This window comes from candidate division WOR-3 bacterium (assembly GCA_016926475.1).
Taxonomy (GTDB): domain Bacteria; phylum SDB-A; class SDB-A; order SDB-A; family SDB-A; genus JAFGIG01.
In genome coordinates, this window is the sequence record JAFGON010000022.1 from 21,355 (window position 1) to 37,614 (window position 16,260).

17 protein-coding genes are annotated in these 16,260 nt (G+C 43.8%); all 17 read right to left on the minus strand.

Annotation, left to right across the window (positions count from 1 at the left end):
- Positions 1-51: 51 nt before the first annotated feature.
- A complete protein-coding gene (locus tag JXA84_01955) occupies positions 52-1,443 on the minus strand; it encodes a cysteine--tRNA ligase (GenBank protein MBN1149964.1) in 1,392 nt (463 codons plus the stop codon).
- 11 nt (positions 1,444-1,454) lie between these two features.
- Positions 1,455-2,438 carry an ADP-glyceromanno-heptose 6-epimerase gene (rfaD, locus tag JXA84_01960; GenBank protein MBN1149965.1) on the minus strand — a complete coding sequence of 328 codons (984 nt, stop codon included), beginning with the start codon at positions 2,436-2,438 and terminating at the stop codon, positions 1,455-1,457.
- Positions 2,435-3,517, minus strand: a complete 1,083-nt coding sequence (locus JXA84_01965) for a D-alanine--D-alanine ligase (GenBank protein MBN1149966.1) — start codon at positions 3,515-3,517, stop codon at positions 2,435-2,437. The genes rfaD and JXA84_01965 overlap by 4 nt, the downstream gene beginning before the upstream one ends.
- Entirely contained in the window at positions 3,501-4,745 is a 1,245-nt protein-coding gene (locus tag JXA84_01970; GenBank protein MBN1149967.1) for a CinA family nicotinamide mononucleotide deamidase-related protein, read from the minus strand. Before JXA84_01970 ends, JXA84_01965 begins: the two co-directional genes overlap by 17 nt.
- Positions 4,742-6,145, minus strand: a complete 1,404-nt coding sequence (gene rseP / locus JXA84_01975) for an RIP metalloprotease RseP (protein ID MBN1149968.1) — start codon at positions 6,143-6,145, stop codon at positions 4,742-4,744. Before rseP ends, JXA84_01970 begins: the two co-directional genes overlap by 4 nt.
- Positions 6,142-7,281 (minus strand): 1-deoxy-D-xylulose-5-phosphate reductoisomerase, encoded by a 1,140-nt coding sequence (locus JXA84_01980; protein ID MBN1149969.1) that lies wholly within the window; start codon positions 7,279-7,281, stop codon positions 6,142-6,144. The genes rseP and JXA84_01980 overlap by 4 nt, the downstream gene beginning before the upstream one ends.
- Positions 7,282-7,283: 2 nt before the next feature.
- Positions 7,284-8,159, minus strand: coding sequence for a phosphatidate cytidylyltransferase (locus JXA84_01985; protein ID MBN1149970.1), 876 nt, complete (start codon positions 8,157-8,159; stop codon positions 7,284-7,286).
- Complete coding sequence (locus JXA84_01990; GenBank protein MBN1149971.1) at positions 8,156-8,869, minus strand: isoprenyl transferase; 714 nt, start codon at positions 8,867-8,869, stop codon at positions 8,156-8,158. Before JXA84_01990 ends, JXA84_01985 begins: the two co-directional genes overlap by 4 nt.
- Before the next feature lie 2 nt (positions 8,870-8,871).
- Complete coding sequence (gene frr / locus JXA84_01995) at positions 8,872-9,435, minus strand: ribosome recycling factor (GenBank protein MBN1149972.1); 564 nt, start codon at positions 9,433-9,435, stop codon at positions 8,872-8,874.
- A gap of 9 nt (positions 9,436-9,444) precedes the next feature.
- Positions 9,445-10,155: a UMP kinase gene (locus JXA84_02000; GenBank protein MBN1149973.1), complete on the minus strand. Its 711-nt coding sequence runs from the start codon at positions 10,153-10,155 to the stop codon at positions 9,445-9,447.
- Positions 10,152-10,733: an elongation factor Ts gene (locus JXA84_02005; GenBank protein ID MBN1149974.1), complete on the minus strand. Its 582-nt coding sequence runs from the start codon at positions 10,731-10,733 to the stop codon at positions 10,152-10,154. The genes JXA84_02000 and JXA84_02005 overlap by 4 nt, the downstream gene beginning before the upstream one ends.
- 53 nt (positions 10,734-10,786) lie before the next feature.
- Entirely contained in the window at positions 10,787-11,557 is a 771-nt protein-coding gene (gene rpsB / locus JXA84_02010) for a 30S ribosomal protein S2 (GenBank protein ID MBN1149975.1), read from the minus strand.
- A gap of 96 nt (positions 11,558-11,653) precedes the next feature.
- Complete coding sequence (gene rpsI, locus JXA84_02015) at positions 11,654-12,058, minus strand: 30S ribosomal protein S9 (protein MBN1149976.1); 405 nt, start codon at positions 12,056-12,058, stop codon at positions 11,654-11,656.
- An 8-nt stretch (positions 12,059-12,066) separates the two neighbouring features.
- Positions 12,067-12,495, minus strand: a complete 429-nt coding sequence (rplM, locus tag JXA84_02020) for a 50S ribosomal protein L13 (protein MBN1149977.1) — start codon at positions 12,493-12,495, stop codon at positions 12,067-12,069.
- Between the two features lie 155 nt (positions 12,496-12,650).
- The gene (gene mnmG, locus JXA84_02025; GenBank protein ID MBN1149978.1) at positions 12,651-14,465 is read right to left on the minus strand and encodes a tRNA uridine-5-carboxymethylaminomethyl(34) synthesis enzyme MnmG; all 1,815 of its coding nucleotides are present in this window, start codon (positions 14,463-14,465) and stop codon (positions 12,651-12,653) included.
- A gap of 11 nt (positions 14,466-14,476) precedes the next feature.
- Positions 14,477-15,739: a histidine--tRNA ligase gene (locus JXA84_02030; protein MBN1149979.1), complete on the minus strand. Its 1,263-nt coding sequence runs from the start codon at positions 15,737-15,739 to the stop codon at positions 14,477-14,479.
- 1 nt (position 15,740) lies between these two features.
- The gene (locus JXA84_02035) at positions 15,741-16,253 is read right to left on the minus strand and encodes a hypothetical protein (protein MBN1149980.1); all 513 of its coding nucleotides are present in this window, start codon (positions 16,251-16,253) and stop codon (positions 15,741-15,743) included.
- Positions 16,254-16,260: the final 7 nt, after the last annotated feature.

Genomic DNA, 16,260 nt, shown 5'->3' on the forward strand with positions numbered 1-16,260 from the left:
CGCCTCCTTTTGAAAATTTTACTCTAAAGGAAAAGCTTTTATTCCATGCGGTCACTTTTTTTTGAGTTTTGAACCTTCCTTTGAATCGAGCACCTCGTAACCCAGCTCATCAATTTTCAACCTCAATTGGTCGGCTCTTTCGAAATCCCTTTTCTTCCGGGCTTCGTCTCTCTCTTTTAAAACATCTAAAACTTCTAATGGAATCTCCTCATCCTTGACCGACAAAATGTCCAACCCCAGGACATTGTCGTATATTTTCAAAAGTGAAAGTTTCGTCCAATCTGAAATTTTTGCGTCTGAAAGCGAATCCCAGAGGACAGCGAGAGCTCTTGGTGTATTCAAATCGTCGCATATTTCCCTTGCGAAACAAGCGGCGTACTTTTCATCGGGTGTTGCTTTCTCTTGGACTTTTGAATGGAGTAAATCCCGCGCCCTGTTTTTCAGTTTTCGCATGGCGTTTTTCGCTCCATCGAGCGCTTCAAAGGTGAAATCGAGTTTTTTTCTGTAGTGTGCGCTCAGCAGAAAATACCTGTAGTCGAGAGGGTCGTATCCGTCTGCGGTCAAAGCATCCAAAGTCAGAAAATTTTCCTTTGATTTAGCCATCTTTTCCCCTCCTCCGATTACGAGCCAATCGGAGTGAAGCCAGTAATTCACCCATTTGTGCCCGAAAGCGCATTCACTTTGAGCGATTTCGTTCGTGTGGTGAACTGGTATATGGTCAATGCCTCCCGTGTGGATGTCTACACGCTCTCCCAAATATCTGGAAGCCATGGCGGAACACTCAATATGCCAACCTGGAAAGCCTCTTCCCCAGGGGGATTCCCACTGCATGGAATGACTTTCGTATTTGTATCTAGTAAACCACAGGACAAAGTCGAAAGGATTTTTTTTATTCGAATCCTTTTCTACCCTTGACATCTGTTTTTCTGGATCCCTTTCGAGTCTGGCGAAATCATTGTATTTCTCGAATTTTGACGTGTCGAAATATACGTTTCCTCCGGCGATGTAAGTAAACCCATTATTTTCGAGTCTTCGGATCAGTTCAATCATATCCTCTACATGTTCCGTAGCTCTCGGCATGATCTGCGGCATGAGGATATTCATTTTTTTCAGGTCTTTGATAAATGCAGATTCATAGAATCTCGCTATTTCAAGCGGTGTTTTTCTTTCCCTCACCGCGCCTTTTTCGAGTTTGTCCTCTCCTTCGTCGGCGTCATCGGTCAGGTGCCCGACATCTGTTATATTCATGACGTGTTTGACGGAAAAACCGGCGAATTCGAGTGTTCTTCTCAGTATGTCGGAAAAGACATAAGCCCGAAGGTTTCCTATATGCGCGTAGTTGTAAACGGTAAGACCGCATGTGTAAATACCCGCGTTTCCTTTTTTTATCGGTATAAACTTTTCCTTGGCATGGCTGAGTGTGTTTGTGAAAAAAACGTCCATTTTACCTCTTTTCAGAGAATTGCAAACCCTTTAGAAAGGTAATTTTTTACGTAGTCATCTACGCTGTCTTCCAGATCCGGGAAATTTTGGGAGAACCCGGCATTAACAAGTTTTCTGTTGTCGGCCTGGGTGTAATTCTGGTAACGGTCTCTTAGGTTTTCGGGCATTTCCACGTATCTTATGTCCTGTTTCAACCCCATAGCGGAAAAAACAGCCCTGGCTAAATCGTTCCATGTTCTCGGTTTGCCGGTTCCGAGGTTGAAAATACCGCAGACATCTTTTCTCTCAAAAAGCCAGAATATTGCTTTTTGACAGCTTTTCACATATACAAAATCTCTGACCTGTTCTCCGTCCCGGTATTCCGGACAATTCGACTTGAACAACTCGACGTATCCCTTTTCCATTATGCTGATGTAAGATTTATAGACGACGCTTGCCATTTCGCCTTTATGGTATTCATTCGGTCCGAATACGTTGAAGAACTTCAAACCGGCTATTTTGGAAACCAACCCTGTTCTGAGAGCAAAACTGTCGAAGGCCGCTTTTGAAAAACCGTAGGCGTTGGAGGGTTTCAATTTCAAAGTGTTCTCGTCGTCGTCCCCAAAACCGCTTGAACCGTCTCCGTATGTAGCTCCGCTGCTCGCGTATATGAAACGTATTCCTCTTCCGGCGCACCAAAGGGAAAGATCCTTGGTATAGCTGTAATTATTCTTCATCAGGTAATCGGCATCTTTTTCAGTTGTTGAAGAGCAAGCCCCCATGTGGACGACACATTCCACAGACCCGTCAAATTTCCTTTCATGCAGCATTTTCAAAAAATCTTCTTTTTGGATGTAATCCTGAAAATATTTACCGGTCAGATTTCTCCATTTGTCGCTTTTCCCTAAATCGTCGACGACGACTATATTTTCTAAGCCAATGGAATTGAATAGGGATAAAATGCAACTCCCTATAAAACCAGCTCCTCCCGTCAGTATAATCTTTTTACCCTTCATAATGTCTCTTTGAAGTCACAGGATAGGACTCTCTCTCTTTCATGCCTTTGTAAAGCGAGTTCCACAAGTCTGGTTATCAGTCCCCGAGAGTCTACTCCTGTTACTTCCCACAATTTAGGGTACATGCTTATCGATGTGAAACCCGGAATTGTGTTTATTTCGTTTATAAAGATTTCGTCTCCTCTTATAAAAAAATCGACACGAGCCATTCCTTCGCAGTAAAGGCATTTGAAAGCTTCAACAGCCAATCTCCTCACCTCGCGCGAAATTTTACCAGGAAGGTCAGCCGGATATATTATCCGGGCGGAATCCTTGTCTATGTATTTAGCCCTGTATGAATAAAATTCGGATTTCACTAAAATTTCTCCCGCTATCGAAGCTTTGGGTTCTTCGTTTCCGAGAACAGCGCATTCAATTTCTCTTCCTTCTATAAATTCTTCAAAAATTATCTTTTCCGAAAACTTAAATGCGTTTTCGACCATTTCCGTGAACTGCTCTTTGCTTCTAATTTTTCCTACACCTACCGAAGATCCCGAATTTGAAGGTTTTACGAAAAAAGGCGATCCTAGTTTTTTTTTCACGCTTTCAAAGGACGGTTTCAAGTCAGAATTTTTTCTGTGGCAGATGTATTTGCAAATCGGCAATTTTCCGTGCTCAAGAAGTTTTTTTGAAACCTCCTTGTCCATTGAGATTGCCGAACCGAGTACATCAGCGCCTACGAAGGGAAGATTCAAAATTCTGAAAAAACCCTGAACAGTCCCGTCTTCGCCCAAAGCGCCGTGTAGAACCGGAAAAACCGCGTCCACGCTGATATTTTTTTTTCTTGACCCCGTGAAAAAAAGACAGGAGCCTCCCTTCCGAGGCACGGGAAATACTTCAACTCCTTTTTGTCTTTCGCAGAAAGGATTTATTTTCATCAGCTTCCATGTACCATCTCTTTCAATCCTCACAGGCAGGACATTGAAAAGGTTCCTGTCCGCTGAATTAAAAACAAATTCCGCCGAGACAAGAGATATTTCGCGTTCTGTCGATTGTCCTCCGTAGAGCAGGACAAGATTCTTTTTAGGCTTTTTTTTCATCATAGTTATTCTGTAAAAATCTTCTCAAAAGGTTAAGGGCAAAAAATGAAAATGAAATTTTGTTTTTCTTTCGGCCGCCAAAACCAATGTATCTTTCTGTTTGTTTATATTTTTCTGAACTTATTGACACGTACAGAAGACCGACGGGTTTCTCTGCTGTCGCACCCGTGGGTCCTGCTATTCCTGTTGAAGACATACCTATGTCGGAACCAGAAATTTTTCTTATATTCTGCGCCATTTTCTCCGCCGTTACAGGACTCACCGATCCATGCTTTTGTATTATCAGCGGATCTACACCTAAAATTTCGTTTTTGGATCTGTCACTGTATGACACGATCGACATCTTGAAGTATTCTGAAGAACCTGGAACATCGGTGAGCATATTTGAAATATAACCTCCAGTGCAGCTCTCTGCCACAGAAATCGTCAAAGAAAATTTTCTGAGCAAGCAGGCGACAATTTCCTCAATATTATTTCCGTCTTCGCTCCAAATCCATTCACCAGCGGTTTTGACGATTTCATCTCGCGCCGAGATCAGGTTATCTTCGCCGTTCTTTTCTTCTATTCTTAAGTCAATTCCGCTTTCTTGAGGTAAAAAAGAAACTTTAGAAAATTCAAAAATTCGGGTTTTTTTCGATAGAACCCCGAACAGGTCAGACTCAGGAATGCCGAAAGTTCTGAAAACAATACTTTTCTTCGGTTTCTCTCCGGATCTTCGTTCCAAATAGCGCTTAAAGTGCTCTCTGAATAGAGCTTGAACCTCATGGGGGACACCGGGCAAAAAAACATAAATCTTCATGTTTTCTTCTACCGAAAAAGAGCATGCAGTTCCCTCTGGGTTTATCCAGATTTCAGACCCTTCGGGTATTTCAGCCTGTATCTCGTTGGCAGGATTCATTTGCCTGCCTTTTGATTCAAAGATACCTTTAATATGGTCAAGCGCTTTTCCGTCGAGGGCAAGTTTTCTCGCAAAAAAATCTGAAGCCGCAAACCTAGTCAGGTCGTCATTCGTTGGTCCCAACCCTCCGGCGATAAAAATAACGTCCGTGTCTTTGCCGCATTTTTCAAGAGCGGCGATTATAGAGTTTTTTTCGTCTGGGCAGAAAGTAATTTTCCCCACCGAATATCCGCAACTCGTCAATTCAGACGCTATAAAAACTCCGTTGACATCGGCTTTTCTGCCGTCAACAAGTTCATCTCCGACGAGAATAATCTCAGCTTTTTTCATGCGAAAAGGTTCAAAATATCATTTGCGGTTACCAATATGGCAAAAAACAACAGCAAAGAGAATCCAGCTGCTTGCATTATCTTTATCGTCTTGGCTGGAATCTTTTTTCTCGTCAAGGATTCGACCAGGTGTATCATGACATGTCCTCCGTCAAGAGGCAAAAACGGCAGCAAATTGAATATTGCGAGGTTGAGGGAAATAAAACCCGCCAAAAACAGGAACGTGTCAAAACCCATCTTTGCAGCCTTGGATGTCTCATGAAAAACCCTCACAGGTCCTCCGAAAGTCTCCCTCAGAGTTATTTTTTTTGAAGCTATCATTTCTGGTATCTTCGCTAAAATGACAAAAGTCATTCTTATCTGATCCAGAGACATTTTAGCCGCTTGAAAAACACCTGTTCTTCTCGATGGAAGATTTATGCTGATACCGATCAGTTTCCTGCCGTCTATTTCAATCGGTTTTATATTAAAAATCAAAATTTCTCCTGATCTTGACGCGGCAAAAACGAATTCATCGCTTTTAACCGAATTGATTAGAACCGAAACATCCTGCCAGAATTCGACCTCATATCCGGAAACAGACCTCTCCGACTCGGTGGCCGTGAACACTATTGACACAGTGTCCAAAAGAGCTTTGGGAAATCCTTTTTCTTCGAGAACAACAAGCTCTTCTTCCTGCAAAACACCCGAAGGGGCAATAAACAAAATCGTGTCTCCTGCTGCCATGCCTGCACTTTCAGCAGGTCCCGATGACACCTCTCCAACCACCGGTTTTATCATTGGGGTCAAGCCTCTCAAAAAAGGATCTGACGAATCAGGTGCAACCCTGTAAGTTTTAGTCTCCTTCACACCTGATATAGACCTCGAAACGACAATTTCGACCTCTTCTCCTGAAACTTCATTCAGGGCAATCTCAATATCCCCCCATTCAGATACTTTTTGTTCACCCACAAAAAGAACTGAATCTCCTGATCTCAAACCCGCTTCCCACGAAGAGGAATTTCTGTCTATTCTTCCCGCAGAAGTCACCGGTATATAATAACCGCTCATCAGAAGATCCGCGAGAAACATGAAAGACCAAGCCAGGATAACGTTGAAAAGAGGTCCAGCTGTAACAATAGCTGTCTTTTGGAAAAAATTCTTCGATCTGAAATCGTCTTTTTCAAATTCGCGTTTTCCATCGTCCGCGTCAGCTTCGCCCTTCATTTTGACAAATCCTCCCAGAGGTATTGCGGACAATTGGAAATACGTTCCTTTAGCACTGAACCCGAAAATTTTAGGCCCGAATCCCACAGAGAATTTCGGGACCGAAACGCCGAAAGCTCTTGCAAAAATAAAGTGGCCGAATTCGTGGAAAGATATCAAAATTCCAAGCAAGACTATGGTTGAAAGAAAATTCAAATCTCACCCGTCAATTCATGCACTTTAGATCTTGCCCATTTTTCGGCTTGAAAAATAAGTTCTTCGCATGGTTCCTGGGTCTCGTGAGAATTCATCGCCTCTCTGATAATTTCCGTTATTCTTCCGAAGTTGATTTTTCCTTTGAGGAAGAGGTTTACCGCTTCTTCATTGCTCGCGTTGAAAACGGCAGGCATGGTGCCTCCTTGCTTCAGCGCTTCGTATGCGTAAGAAAGAGCAGGAAATCTTTTATAGTCAGGCTCGTAAAATTCCAGAGGCGAGACTTCGTGCAGTTTAATTTTTCTTATTATTCTATCTTCCCTTTTTAGGAGGTTGAGAGCGTACTGTATGGGCAGCTTCATGTCGGGCGTCGCTATTTGCGCCAGCAAAGAACCGTCTTTCAATTCGACGAGTGAGTGGACGACAGAGGAAGGATGGATGACAACTTTAATTCTATCCGGTTCTAGTCCGAATAAACGCGACGCTTCTATGACTTCGAGACCCTTGTTGACCAAAGATGCGGAGTCTACCGTGATTTTGGCTCCCATATTCCACGTTGGATGCCTAAGCACTTCTTCGATCGAAGCATTTGACGGATCCGATTTGTCTCTCAAAGAGCCTCCCGAAGCTGTGAGGATCACGCTCTCGATTTCACTCTTTTCTCTTCCCTCCAGGAGCTGAAAAACCGCGCTGTGTTCGCTGTCGACTGGTATTATTCTTCCTTTGCCCTTGGAGAGGATTTCATTTATCACCTCGCCGAAAGCTACAAGAGTTTCCTTGTTTGCAAGAGCGACCGTCTTACCGGATAACAGGGCGTTTTTTGTCGGCAGAAATCCAGCGCTCCCTACGATCGCGTTTAAAACCATTTCCGCGTCATCTTGTTTACAGACTTCAGAGGCGGCATCTGGTCCCATGAAAATCTTCACTCCTTTCAATTCACGAAGGATTTCCACTCCCGGTGATGTATCGTCAGTGATAATGATTTTTGGAACTTTAAATTTTCGGGCTATAAAGGCCAATGCTTTGATGTTTCTGTTCGCTGATATAGCCGCCAGTCGGTACTTTTCAGGATACTTTTCCACGATTTCAAGAGTCTGTCTTCCAATGGACCCGGTCGCGCCGAGGACAATTAAATCCATTTTCAGCTCATCAGAAAATTGTTGAGAAGCAAAATCACAAAAGAAGAAAAAAACACGCTGTCAAATCTGTCGAGAATTCCTCCGTGGCCGGGGAGAATCCCTGAAGACTGTTCGATTTTGGCGTCTCTTTTCATCATTGATTCTACCAGATCACCGAGCTGGGAAGCTATGCCGCCGAGTAATCCGGAAAATAGGATGAAAATCCACGGCAGATGAAGAGCAGGGCATAGATAGATCTGAATTGCCTTAATAAGAACGGCTCCTGAAATAGCGCCCGCTATTCCGCCGATGCTGCCCTCAATAGTTTTTTTGGGGCTTATAGATGGAATCAGAGGTCTCTTCCCCAAGAGATATCCGAAAGTGAAGCCGAAGGTGTCAGAAAGCCAAGCGACAGTGAAAGCAAGGCAGACCAGATAGATCCCCAGTTGGTCACCTAAATACATGCCCTCACCAGCTCTTCTGAGAAGCGAAAGGCTTGAAAAACCCCATGAAACGTAAACGGTCGCATAAACAACAGAAGATATCCTTTTGGCGAAATTCTCCGGCTTTTCCGTGACAATTTCTACGAAAAAAAGGAAAAATACGAAAGCGGAAATCAGAAGCGGGTGTATTCCGGAAAAATAAGTGTTGGAAAGAAGGAAGCATATCCCGGAGATTACAAAAACATACCTCATTTTGCTTTCCGCCCCTTTCTCAATCCCCAAAGCTTTCTGAGATATATTATAAGCTTCCGTCGAAGATACTACAGCGGTTATCAACAGAGGGATGAAAAAGAACAGCCCCCCTTTAATAATAAAAAAAATTATCAAAGGAATAAAAAATACAGCTACAGCTATTCTGGCAATGACGTTTTTTCTGGTGGTAAAATTACGGCTCAAACTCTTCCGTACCTTCGCTGTCTTTTAGAATATTCCTCCAGGGCTTCGTCTAAATCCGCGGCGGAAAAATCCGGCCATAACTTGTCAGAAAAGAACAATTCGGCATACGCGGCCTGGTATATCAAAAAATTTGACAACCGCTGTTCTCCGCTTGTCCTTATTATGAGATCAGGATCGGGAATATCATTCGTATAAAGGTATTTTTTAAAATTATTTTCGTCTATTTTCGTGACTTTGCCATCTGCGAAGTCGTCCAACACTTTGTTTACAGCGTTGACGATTTCGTTTTTCCCGCCGTATGAAATCGCTATCAGCAGGTTCAGCCCTTTGTTGTCTTTGGTTCTATCTGACGATTTTTCCATTTCTCCCAAAATGGTTTTACTTAAAGAGTCTTTGTCCCCGATGAATGAAAGCTTGACATCGTTTCGCATCAGCTCGTCAATTTCAGATTTAATAAGCCTTTTGAACATTTTCATTAGAAATCCCACTTCTTCTTTGGGTCTTTTCCAGTTTTCTGTTGAAAAGGCGTAAAGCGTAAGGTATTTTACGCCGATTTCACCGGCGTGTTTGACAATCCTGCGAACAGCGTTGACGCCTTCGACGTGTCCTGAAATCCTCGGCAGTTTCCTCTCTTTTGCCCACCTGCCGTTGCCGTCCATTATAATGCCGATATGAACAGGTATCTTCAAGTTTTCTTTTTGGGAGGTCATCCTCAAATTGTCTTGATTTCTTTTTCTTTGCTTTCTACAATCTTTTCAATTAACGAAATATATTCGTTTGTGAGTTGCTGTATCTCCTCTTCGTACACTTCGTGTTCATCGTCGGATATTTCATTGCTTTTCAGCATTTTTTTCGCCTGATTGATAAATTGATGCCTTGTGTTTCTGACTGTGGTTTTTACCTCTTCACCCAATTTTTTTATATGCTTCACCCCTTCTTCTCTGCGGTCTTCCGACAGCATTGGAAAGATGAGCCTTATCACTTTACCGTCGCTCTGCGGGTTTACACCTATGTTGGAAGCCGCGATGGATTTTTCGATTTCTCCTATCAAAGATTTGTCGTAGGGTTGAAGGACAATCATTCTCGGCTCAGGTATTGTGACGTTGCAAACTTGCTTGACCGGGGTGTCGTTGCCGTAATATTTTACCGTGATTCCTTCCAGCAAAGCGGGAACTGCTCTTCCAGTTTGAATTTTCGACAGCATCCCCTTGAAATGCTCTACACATTTTTCCATCTTATCTTTTTCAACGCTTATGAGTTTTTTGAGATCAGGCATAACCCCTCCTCACTGGATTAGTGTGCCGACATTTTTGCTGAAAACAGCAGCCGCCAGATTTCCCTTTTTATACATGTTGTACACCATTATTGGTATGTTGTTTTCTCTGCAAAGAGAAATAGCCGTCGCATCCATCACTTTCAAGCCTCTGTTTATTACGTCGAGGTACGTAAGTTTGTCGAATTTCTTGGCGTCGGGATTCATATTAGGGTCTTTGTCGTAAACACCGTCAACTTTCGTGGCCTTTATGAGAATTTCAGCTTTGACTTCTGCGGCTCTCAACGCCGCTGCTGTGTCCGTGGTAAAAAACGGATTCCCTGTTCCGCCTGCAAAGATGACGCATGTTCCGCTGACCATGTATTCCCATGCTTTTTGCGGTGTGTAAACTTCGGCTAATTGGGGAACATCGAGAGCTGAAAGTATGGAAGTTTTTACGTTTTTTAAAGATAGAACTTCTTTAAACAGAAGAGCGTTGATCATCGTCGCGAGCATTCCCACTTGATCCGCGACAACTCTTTCTACTCCGAGGCTTTCAATAATTTCCTGCCCTCTGAAAATATTGCCAGCCCCTATAACAAGTCCTATCGAGACGCCTTTGCTGGCAACATCCGCCATTTCGCTGGAAATATGCTGAAGAAGCTCGGGAGAAACAACTTTGCCCTGCTCGCCTATGGCTTCTCCGCTGAGTTTTATCATCACTCTCCCGAAAGAGGGTTTCATTCTTCTCCCAGCTGCATCCTGTAGAATCTTTTTATCTGTATGTTCTCTCCTGTCTTGGCTATAGCTTCTTTGACCACATCTTCCACAGTTTTCGATTCTTCTTTGAAGAAAGGCTGGTCGTAAAGGCATGCTTCTTTGAAAAACTTTTTCATTCTGCCTTCGACTATTTTTTCAATCATCTTGTCTGGTTTTCCGGACAGCTTTTCCTGATTTGTGTAGATTTCTCTTTCGGTTTCGACCAACTCTGTGGAAAGATCTTCTGCTCTCAGGGCTTTTGGTGAAGAAGTCACAACCTGAACCGCCAAATCTTTTGCGAGTTCTTTGAATATCTCTGTCCTCGCGACAAAATCGGTTTCACAGGCGAGTTCTACAAGCCCCGCGATTTTATTCTGGTGCAAATAACAGGCTATCATACCTTCTTTGGTCGCCCTGCTGCTCTTGGAGTCGGCTTTAGCTATGCCCTTTTCCCTGAGGACCTTAACTGCTTTACCTACGTCCCAACCAGTCTCTTCTAAAGTGGCTTTGCATTCTTTGATTCCTGCGTCGGTTATCTTTCTCAGTTCCTTAACCTTTTCCATATTTATATCTTTATCTGGCACTTTTCCTCCAATGGTCTAAAACGGTATTTAGATCATAACTCGTTGAGTTCAATCTTTTCCAATATCTCTTCCTCTATTTCCGATTCTTCCCCTTTTTCCTCGATGGGCTGTTCTTCCTTGTGCTGGGATTTTCCGAGTAAAACTGAGTCGGCAAGATATTGCGTTATCAGAGCTATTGATCTCATGGCGTCGTCGTTTGCCGGGATTACATAGTCTATTGGGTCAGGGTCTGAGTTCGTGTCTACTATACCCACAACGGGAATCCCGAGAATTTTTGCTTCGTGAACGGCTATGTTTTCGTGTTTGACGTCGACTACGAATATCGCGGAAGGAAGCATATCCATTTCTTTTATACCGCTTAGGTATCTTTCCAGTTTTTCTTTCTTTTTTTCCATGTTCAAAATTTCTTTTTTCGTCAGTCTTTCAGAACTTTTCTCGTGCAGCTTTTTTTCAAGTTCTTTCAGTTTGGATATGCTGTTTCGAATTGTCTTGAAATTAGTGAGAGTTCCGCCGAGCCACCTTTCCGTGACGCTGAATACTCCGGCTCTTTCAGCCTCAGAAACTATTATGGGCCTGGCTTGCCTTTTAGTCCCCACGAAAAGAATAGATTTTTTTTCCGAAGAAATCTTTGCCATGAAATTCGAAGCGTATTCAAGTCCGGAAACCGTTTTTCTTATGTTAATTATGTGAGTTCCCTGCCTGACGTCGAAGATGTAGGGTTTCATTTTCGGGTTCCATCTGTCGGTTTTGTGTCCGAAATGGGCACCGGCTCTGAGAAGCTCGGTGATTTCGATATTGAGCATCATTCCTCCTTTTGGGTTTGTCTTCCATGATCGTCGGCGTTTGCCAACCTGAATATCAGGACCCAGGCAAACTCAGACCATGTGATTTTTTCAATATTAACGTTTAGAAAACTGGAATCTTTTTCTGGCTTTGGGTCTACCGTATTTTTTTCTTTCTACAACTTTCGCGTTTCTCGTCAAGAAACCGTGCTTTCTGAGTTCGGCTTTTTTTTCGGGAAACAATGCCGCCAGAGACCTGGATATTCCGAGCTGGAGAGCTCCGGCTTGTCCGGTCACTCCTCCTCCGTCGACTTTGGCGAGGACATCGAATTTGGAGCTGACTTCAAGAGTTCTGAGAGGAAATTCGACAAGAGTGAGAACGCTCCCTCGTTTAAAATAATCGCTGAATGTTCTTCCGTTTATCATCCTCTTGCCGTTGCCGGGGATAAGCCTTACCCTGGCCACAGCAGTCTTTCTTCTACCTGTGCTGATATTTTTCTTCTTTTCGAATTCTTCGGTCACTTTTCCTCCTAAATTCTTATCTCTTCAGGTTTTTGAGCCTGTTGCCTGTGCTCGTTGCCCTTGTATACCTTGAGGTTTCTGAGAATTTTTCTTCCAAGAGGACCCTTGGGGAGCATACCTTTAACAGCTTTTTCTATAAGCCTTTCCGGGTTCCTCTGGAGAACTTGCCTTGCTGTTCTCAAAGTTATTCCGCTCATGTAGCCGGAATGTCTCCAATAAACTTTTTTGTCCATTTTTTTACCTGTCAGAACAACTTTCTCGGCGTTGAGACATACCACGTTGTCGCCGCAGTCGAGAAAAGGAGTGAAGTAAGGTTTGTTTTTGCCCCTGAGAATTTTAGCAATTTCAGAAGCGAGGCGACCAAGAGGCTTGTCTTTGGCGTCGATCAACACCCACTTTTTTTCTCTTTCATCTTCTTTCGGTATGAATGTTTTCACTCTATGACTCCTTTATGATGAATATTCAGATAAAAAAGCTCTGTAAAAAAGCTTTTCATTGATAAAATTCAAGGACGAGTATTTTATCTGTAGAGATATGTTTTGTCAATAATTTTATCGAAAAATCGACCTTGTAAGAGTTTTTAGCCTGGAGCTCATTCGCTATGTTGGCAGGTTTTCAACTTCTTGATCTCCACCATAAGAGAAAAAATATCCGATGGAGAAACGTCCGGCAGTCTTTGGGCTTGGCCTAAATTGATGGGTTTTACCTTGGACAGCATCTCTTTGGCGGAGTTCGACACATTTTTGACCTTGGAGAATTCAATTTCACTCGGAATAGATATATTTTCGTATTGCTTCATCTTGGTAGCTTCTTCTGCTTGACGTTGCAAATAACCATCGTAGATGATTTCCGACTCCAACCTCTCGACAATATAATCCCATTCCTTCTCGGAAAGGTTCTTTTTCACATCGGCGACAAAACTGATTTCAGATGTTTTTTTTGTACCCGCTTTTACCGCGTTTAGAAGCCTTTCCTCCCTCAGCCGCGTCATAATTCCGTTTAAAATAATCTCGAGTTTTTCGAAATTCTCAATTATCGGCTTTTCGACAAGACGGTATTTTTTTGAGACGCTTGAAAGTCGCTGCCATGCATTGTCCCTTCTCAAAAGAAGTCTGAATTCAGACCGCGAAGTGAAGAGCCTGTAAGGCTCATTGACGCCTCTGCTGACCAGATCGTCTATCATAACTCCGATGTAGGCCTCTTCCCTGCCCAAAACGAGTTTCTCCCGTCCTGTCGCGTGGCAAGCGGCGTTTATACCAGCCACTATCCCCTGTCCTGCCGCCTCTTCATATCCTGAAGTCCCGTTCAACTGTCCGGCCGCGAAAAGACCCGAGATGATTTTAGTCTCCAGCGTCGGGTGAAGATTCGTCGGTTGAAGGTAATCGTATTCAACAGCGTAACCGGGGACGACTATTGTGGCGTCTTTAAGCCCCGAAATTGTCTTGAGTACATCCTGTTGAACGTCCATAGGCAGCGAGGTGGCGAATCCGGAGAGGTATTTCAAATCATCGTCGAGACCTTCGGGCTCCACGTATATCGGATGCCCTCCCCTGTCTCCAAACCGCATGACTTTGTCCTCTATGGAAGGACAGTAGGGCGGACCCATACCGGTTATTACACCAGTGAAAATTGGGCTTCTGTTTATGTTTTTTCTTATGACTTCGTGAGAACCCATAGATGTTTTGGTCGCCCAGCAAGAGACGCGATTTTTTAAACTTTTCCTGTCCGTACCCATGGAAAATGAATATGGAAACTCGTCTCCCTTCTGCTCCGTCATCTCTGAGTAGTTGATGGTTTTGCCGTCTATTCGCGGGCATGTTCCAGTTTTGAGCCTTTCAAGAGTAAACCCTTTTTTTTTCATGTCCTCGCTCAGAAATTCAGAGGTGTGGTCTCCTCTTCTTCCTCCCCTGGACTTTTCAAAGCCGGTGTACATAATTCCGTTTAGAAAAGTTCCCGGAGCCAAAACAGCCGCTTTGCATTTGACGGTACCTTCAGTTGTCTCGACCGCCCTGATTTCTCCATTCTGAGCGTCAAAAGCCACCGCTTCAGCCTCGTGTATCTTAAGGTTCTTCACGGAGAAAAGCGCTTTATGCATTTCTTTTATGTAGGTTGCTCTATCCACCTGGATTCTCAGCGCTTTAAGGGCTGGTCCTCTCCCCGGCCTCAGTGTTCTGAATTGTATCCCCGCTCGGTCGGCTATAAAACCTATTACCCCCCCGAGAGCGTCTATTTCGTGGACAAGGTGGCTTTTTGCCTGCCCTCCGACGGCGGGATTGCAGGACATGTGACCGATGCTTTCCACCTTTGCAGTGATGAGCATTACATCATCGGCAATTTTCGAAGCCGCGTAAGCCGCTTCGCATCCGGCGTGCCCTCCTCCTATGACTACAACTTGAGTTTCCAACATGCTTGAGAAAATTAAAAAACTGCCGGAAATTCTCCAACGGAGACAGTTCTTTCTTCCTGGGTTTTCATGTTTTTGACCTTTATCATTCCATTTTGAAATTCATCAGGAAACAAAACCGCGCAAAAACGGGCTCCTTTTTTGGCCCCTTCAGAGAGAGCGGATTTTATTTTTCTGCATTTAAAATCCAAATCGGCGGACATGTTTTCGCGCCTGGCCGCGAGAGCCAATTCAAAACCAGACCTAAGGCGGTTTTTCTCAAGAGGGATGATATAAAAATCCAGTTCAGATCCATTTTGTATAAGCTTTCCCATTTCTTCGAGAATGTCCATGATAACCACGTCTCCAAATCCAAAACCGACTCCCGACAAAGGCTTTCCTCCTATTTTCTCGAGAAGCCCGTCGTATCTGCCACCTCCGGCTATAGCTCTGGAATGGCCGGCTCGTGAGTACATCTCAAAAACGATTCCAGTGTAGTAAGAAAGCCCTCTTACAACCGATGGATCCAAAACCACATAATCCTTGTAGTCACCGAGGTTTTCGATTAGTGACTCGACTTCAGCGGTATTTTCATTTTCTCCCAAAACGCTTTTCAACCCTTCTGTCTCGCAAGCTCTATAAAGCTCCAGGATTTTTTCCGGCACGGCCTTTTTGGCCGTAGCTTTTCCCAGCATTTCTAAAAGTTCCGGTTCTGAAACCTTGTCTTTTTTATCTATTACAATCATCGCTGGAGGCAAAAGTCCATCGTCAAGCCCGGCTTTTTTAAGAATGTCTTCGACAACTTTTCTGCTGTTCAACTTTACAACAAACTCATCTTTGTCCAAGCCGAGTTTTAAAACCGCCGCAACGAGCATAGAAATGATTTCAGCTTCCGCCGTTATATCATGAACGCCCAAGATGTCGGCGTTCCACTGGTAATGCTCTCTTTTCCTCCCTTTGGTCATTCTCTCGTACCTGAAGCATTGGGCTATCGTGAACCATTTTATAGGTATCTGCAGCGCGTTCTGCTTCGCGGCAATCATTCTCGCAAGCGAAGGGGTCATCTCCGCTCTAAGAGCCAGATCCCTGCCCGATTTGTCTTTGAAAGAATACAGCTGTTCCGATATCTCCTCTCCGGCTTTTCTCGTGAGAAGTTCTAAGTTTTCGACGACAGGAGCGTCATAAGGATCAAATCCCCAGAGTTGAGAGACCTCTCTCCATACAGAAAAAAGCCATTCCCTTTTTTTCATCTCTTCGGGATAGAAATCTCTCATCCCTCTGACAGGATTCAGATTCATGTCAAAAACCTATCTCCATTTCTCCGGTTATCCCTCCGCCAAACTGCCATAAAATTTCCGATGATTCGTTCACATCCGGAACTACAGCTCTGGCTGTGAAGTTCACTCCAAAATTCTGGGACACCGCGTAGTTCAAATCCCCAAGAGCTTGCAAACCGAGGGTTCCCTCGTCTTCGTCGTTTTCCAAAGAAGTTTGAGTCTGATAATAACCGAGACCTCCTCCTACTCCAATTTGAAAACCCGTTTTTAAATCGGGATGAAAAACCGCGTCCAGTGTTCCTCTTCTGTGATTATAGTCGACGGTGTCCTCCGACCAGGTTGAATAAGCTCCTGTCCCCCTCAGCGAAAAGATTGATGAAACGTAGTATTCCGCCCAAGTCTCTACAAGCGGAGCGTAATTGGCGTCTCCCGGCGGATCCCAAAGAGACACGGTAGTCCCGAATCTTAAAAGAGGGGAAGCGCCGAGTGAAGAAAAAACCGCCATAAATGTAATTGAGAAAACAAAGATTTTCATTTTTATG

Coding starts and splice junctions, on each gene's coding strand:
- JXA84_01955 (MBN1149964.1), bottom strand. CDS start 1,443: ATGGACGTTTTTTTCACAAACACACTCAGCCATGCCAAGGAAAAGTTT.
- rfaD (MBN1149965.1), bottom strand. CDS start 2,438: ATGAAGGGTAAAAAGATTATACTGACGGGAGGAGCTGGTTTTATAGGG.
- JXA84_01965 (MBN1149966.1), bottom strand. CDS start 3,517: ATGAAAAAAAAGCCTAAAAAGAATCTTGTCCTGCTCTACGGAGGACAA.
- JXA84_01970 (MBN1149967.1), bottom strand. CDS start 4,745: ATGAAAAAAGCTGAGATTATTCTCGTCGGAGATGAACTTGTTGACGGC.
- JXA84_01980 (MBN1149969.1), bottom strand. CDS start 7,281: ATGGATTTAATTGTCCTCGGCGCGACCGGGTCCATTGGAAGACAGACT.
- JXA84_01990 (MBN1149971.1), bottom strand. CDS start 8,869: ATGACCTCCCAAAAAGAAAACTTGAAGATACCTGTTCATATCGGCATT.
- frr (MBN1149972.1), bottom strand. CDS start 9,435: ATGCCTGATCTCAAAAAACTCATAAGCGTTGAAAAAGATAAGATGGAA.
- JXA84_02000 (MBN1149973.1), bottom strand. CDS start 10,155: ATGAAACCCTCTTTCGGGAGAGTGATGATAAAACTCAGCGGAGAAGCC.
- JXA84_02005 (MBN1149974.1), bottom strand. CDS start 10,733: ATGGAAAAGGTTAAGGAACTGAGAAAGATAACCGACGCAGGAATCAAA.
- rpsB (MBN1149975.1), bottom strand. CDS start 11,557: ATGCTCAATATCGAAATCACCGAGCTTCTCAGAGCCGGTGCCCATTTC.
- mnmG (MBN1149978.1), bottom strand. CDS start 14,465: ATGTTGGAAACTCAAGTTGTAGTCATAGGAGGAGGGCACGCCGGATGC.
- JXA84_02030 (MBN1149979.1), bottom strand. CDS start 15,739: ATGAATCTGAATCCTGTCAGAGGGATGAGAGATTTCTATCCCGAAGAG.
- JXA84_02035 (MBN1149980.1), bottom strand. CDS start 16,253: ATGAAAATCTTTGTTTTCTCAATTACATTTATGGCGGTTTTTTCTTCA.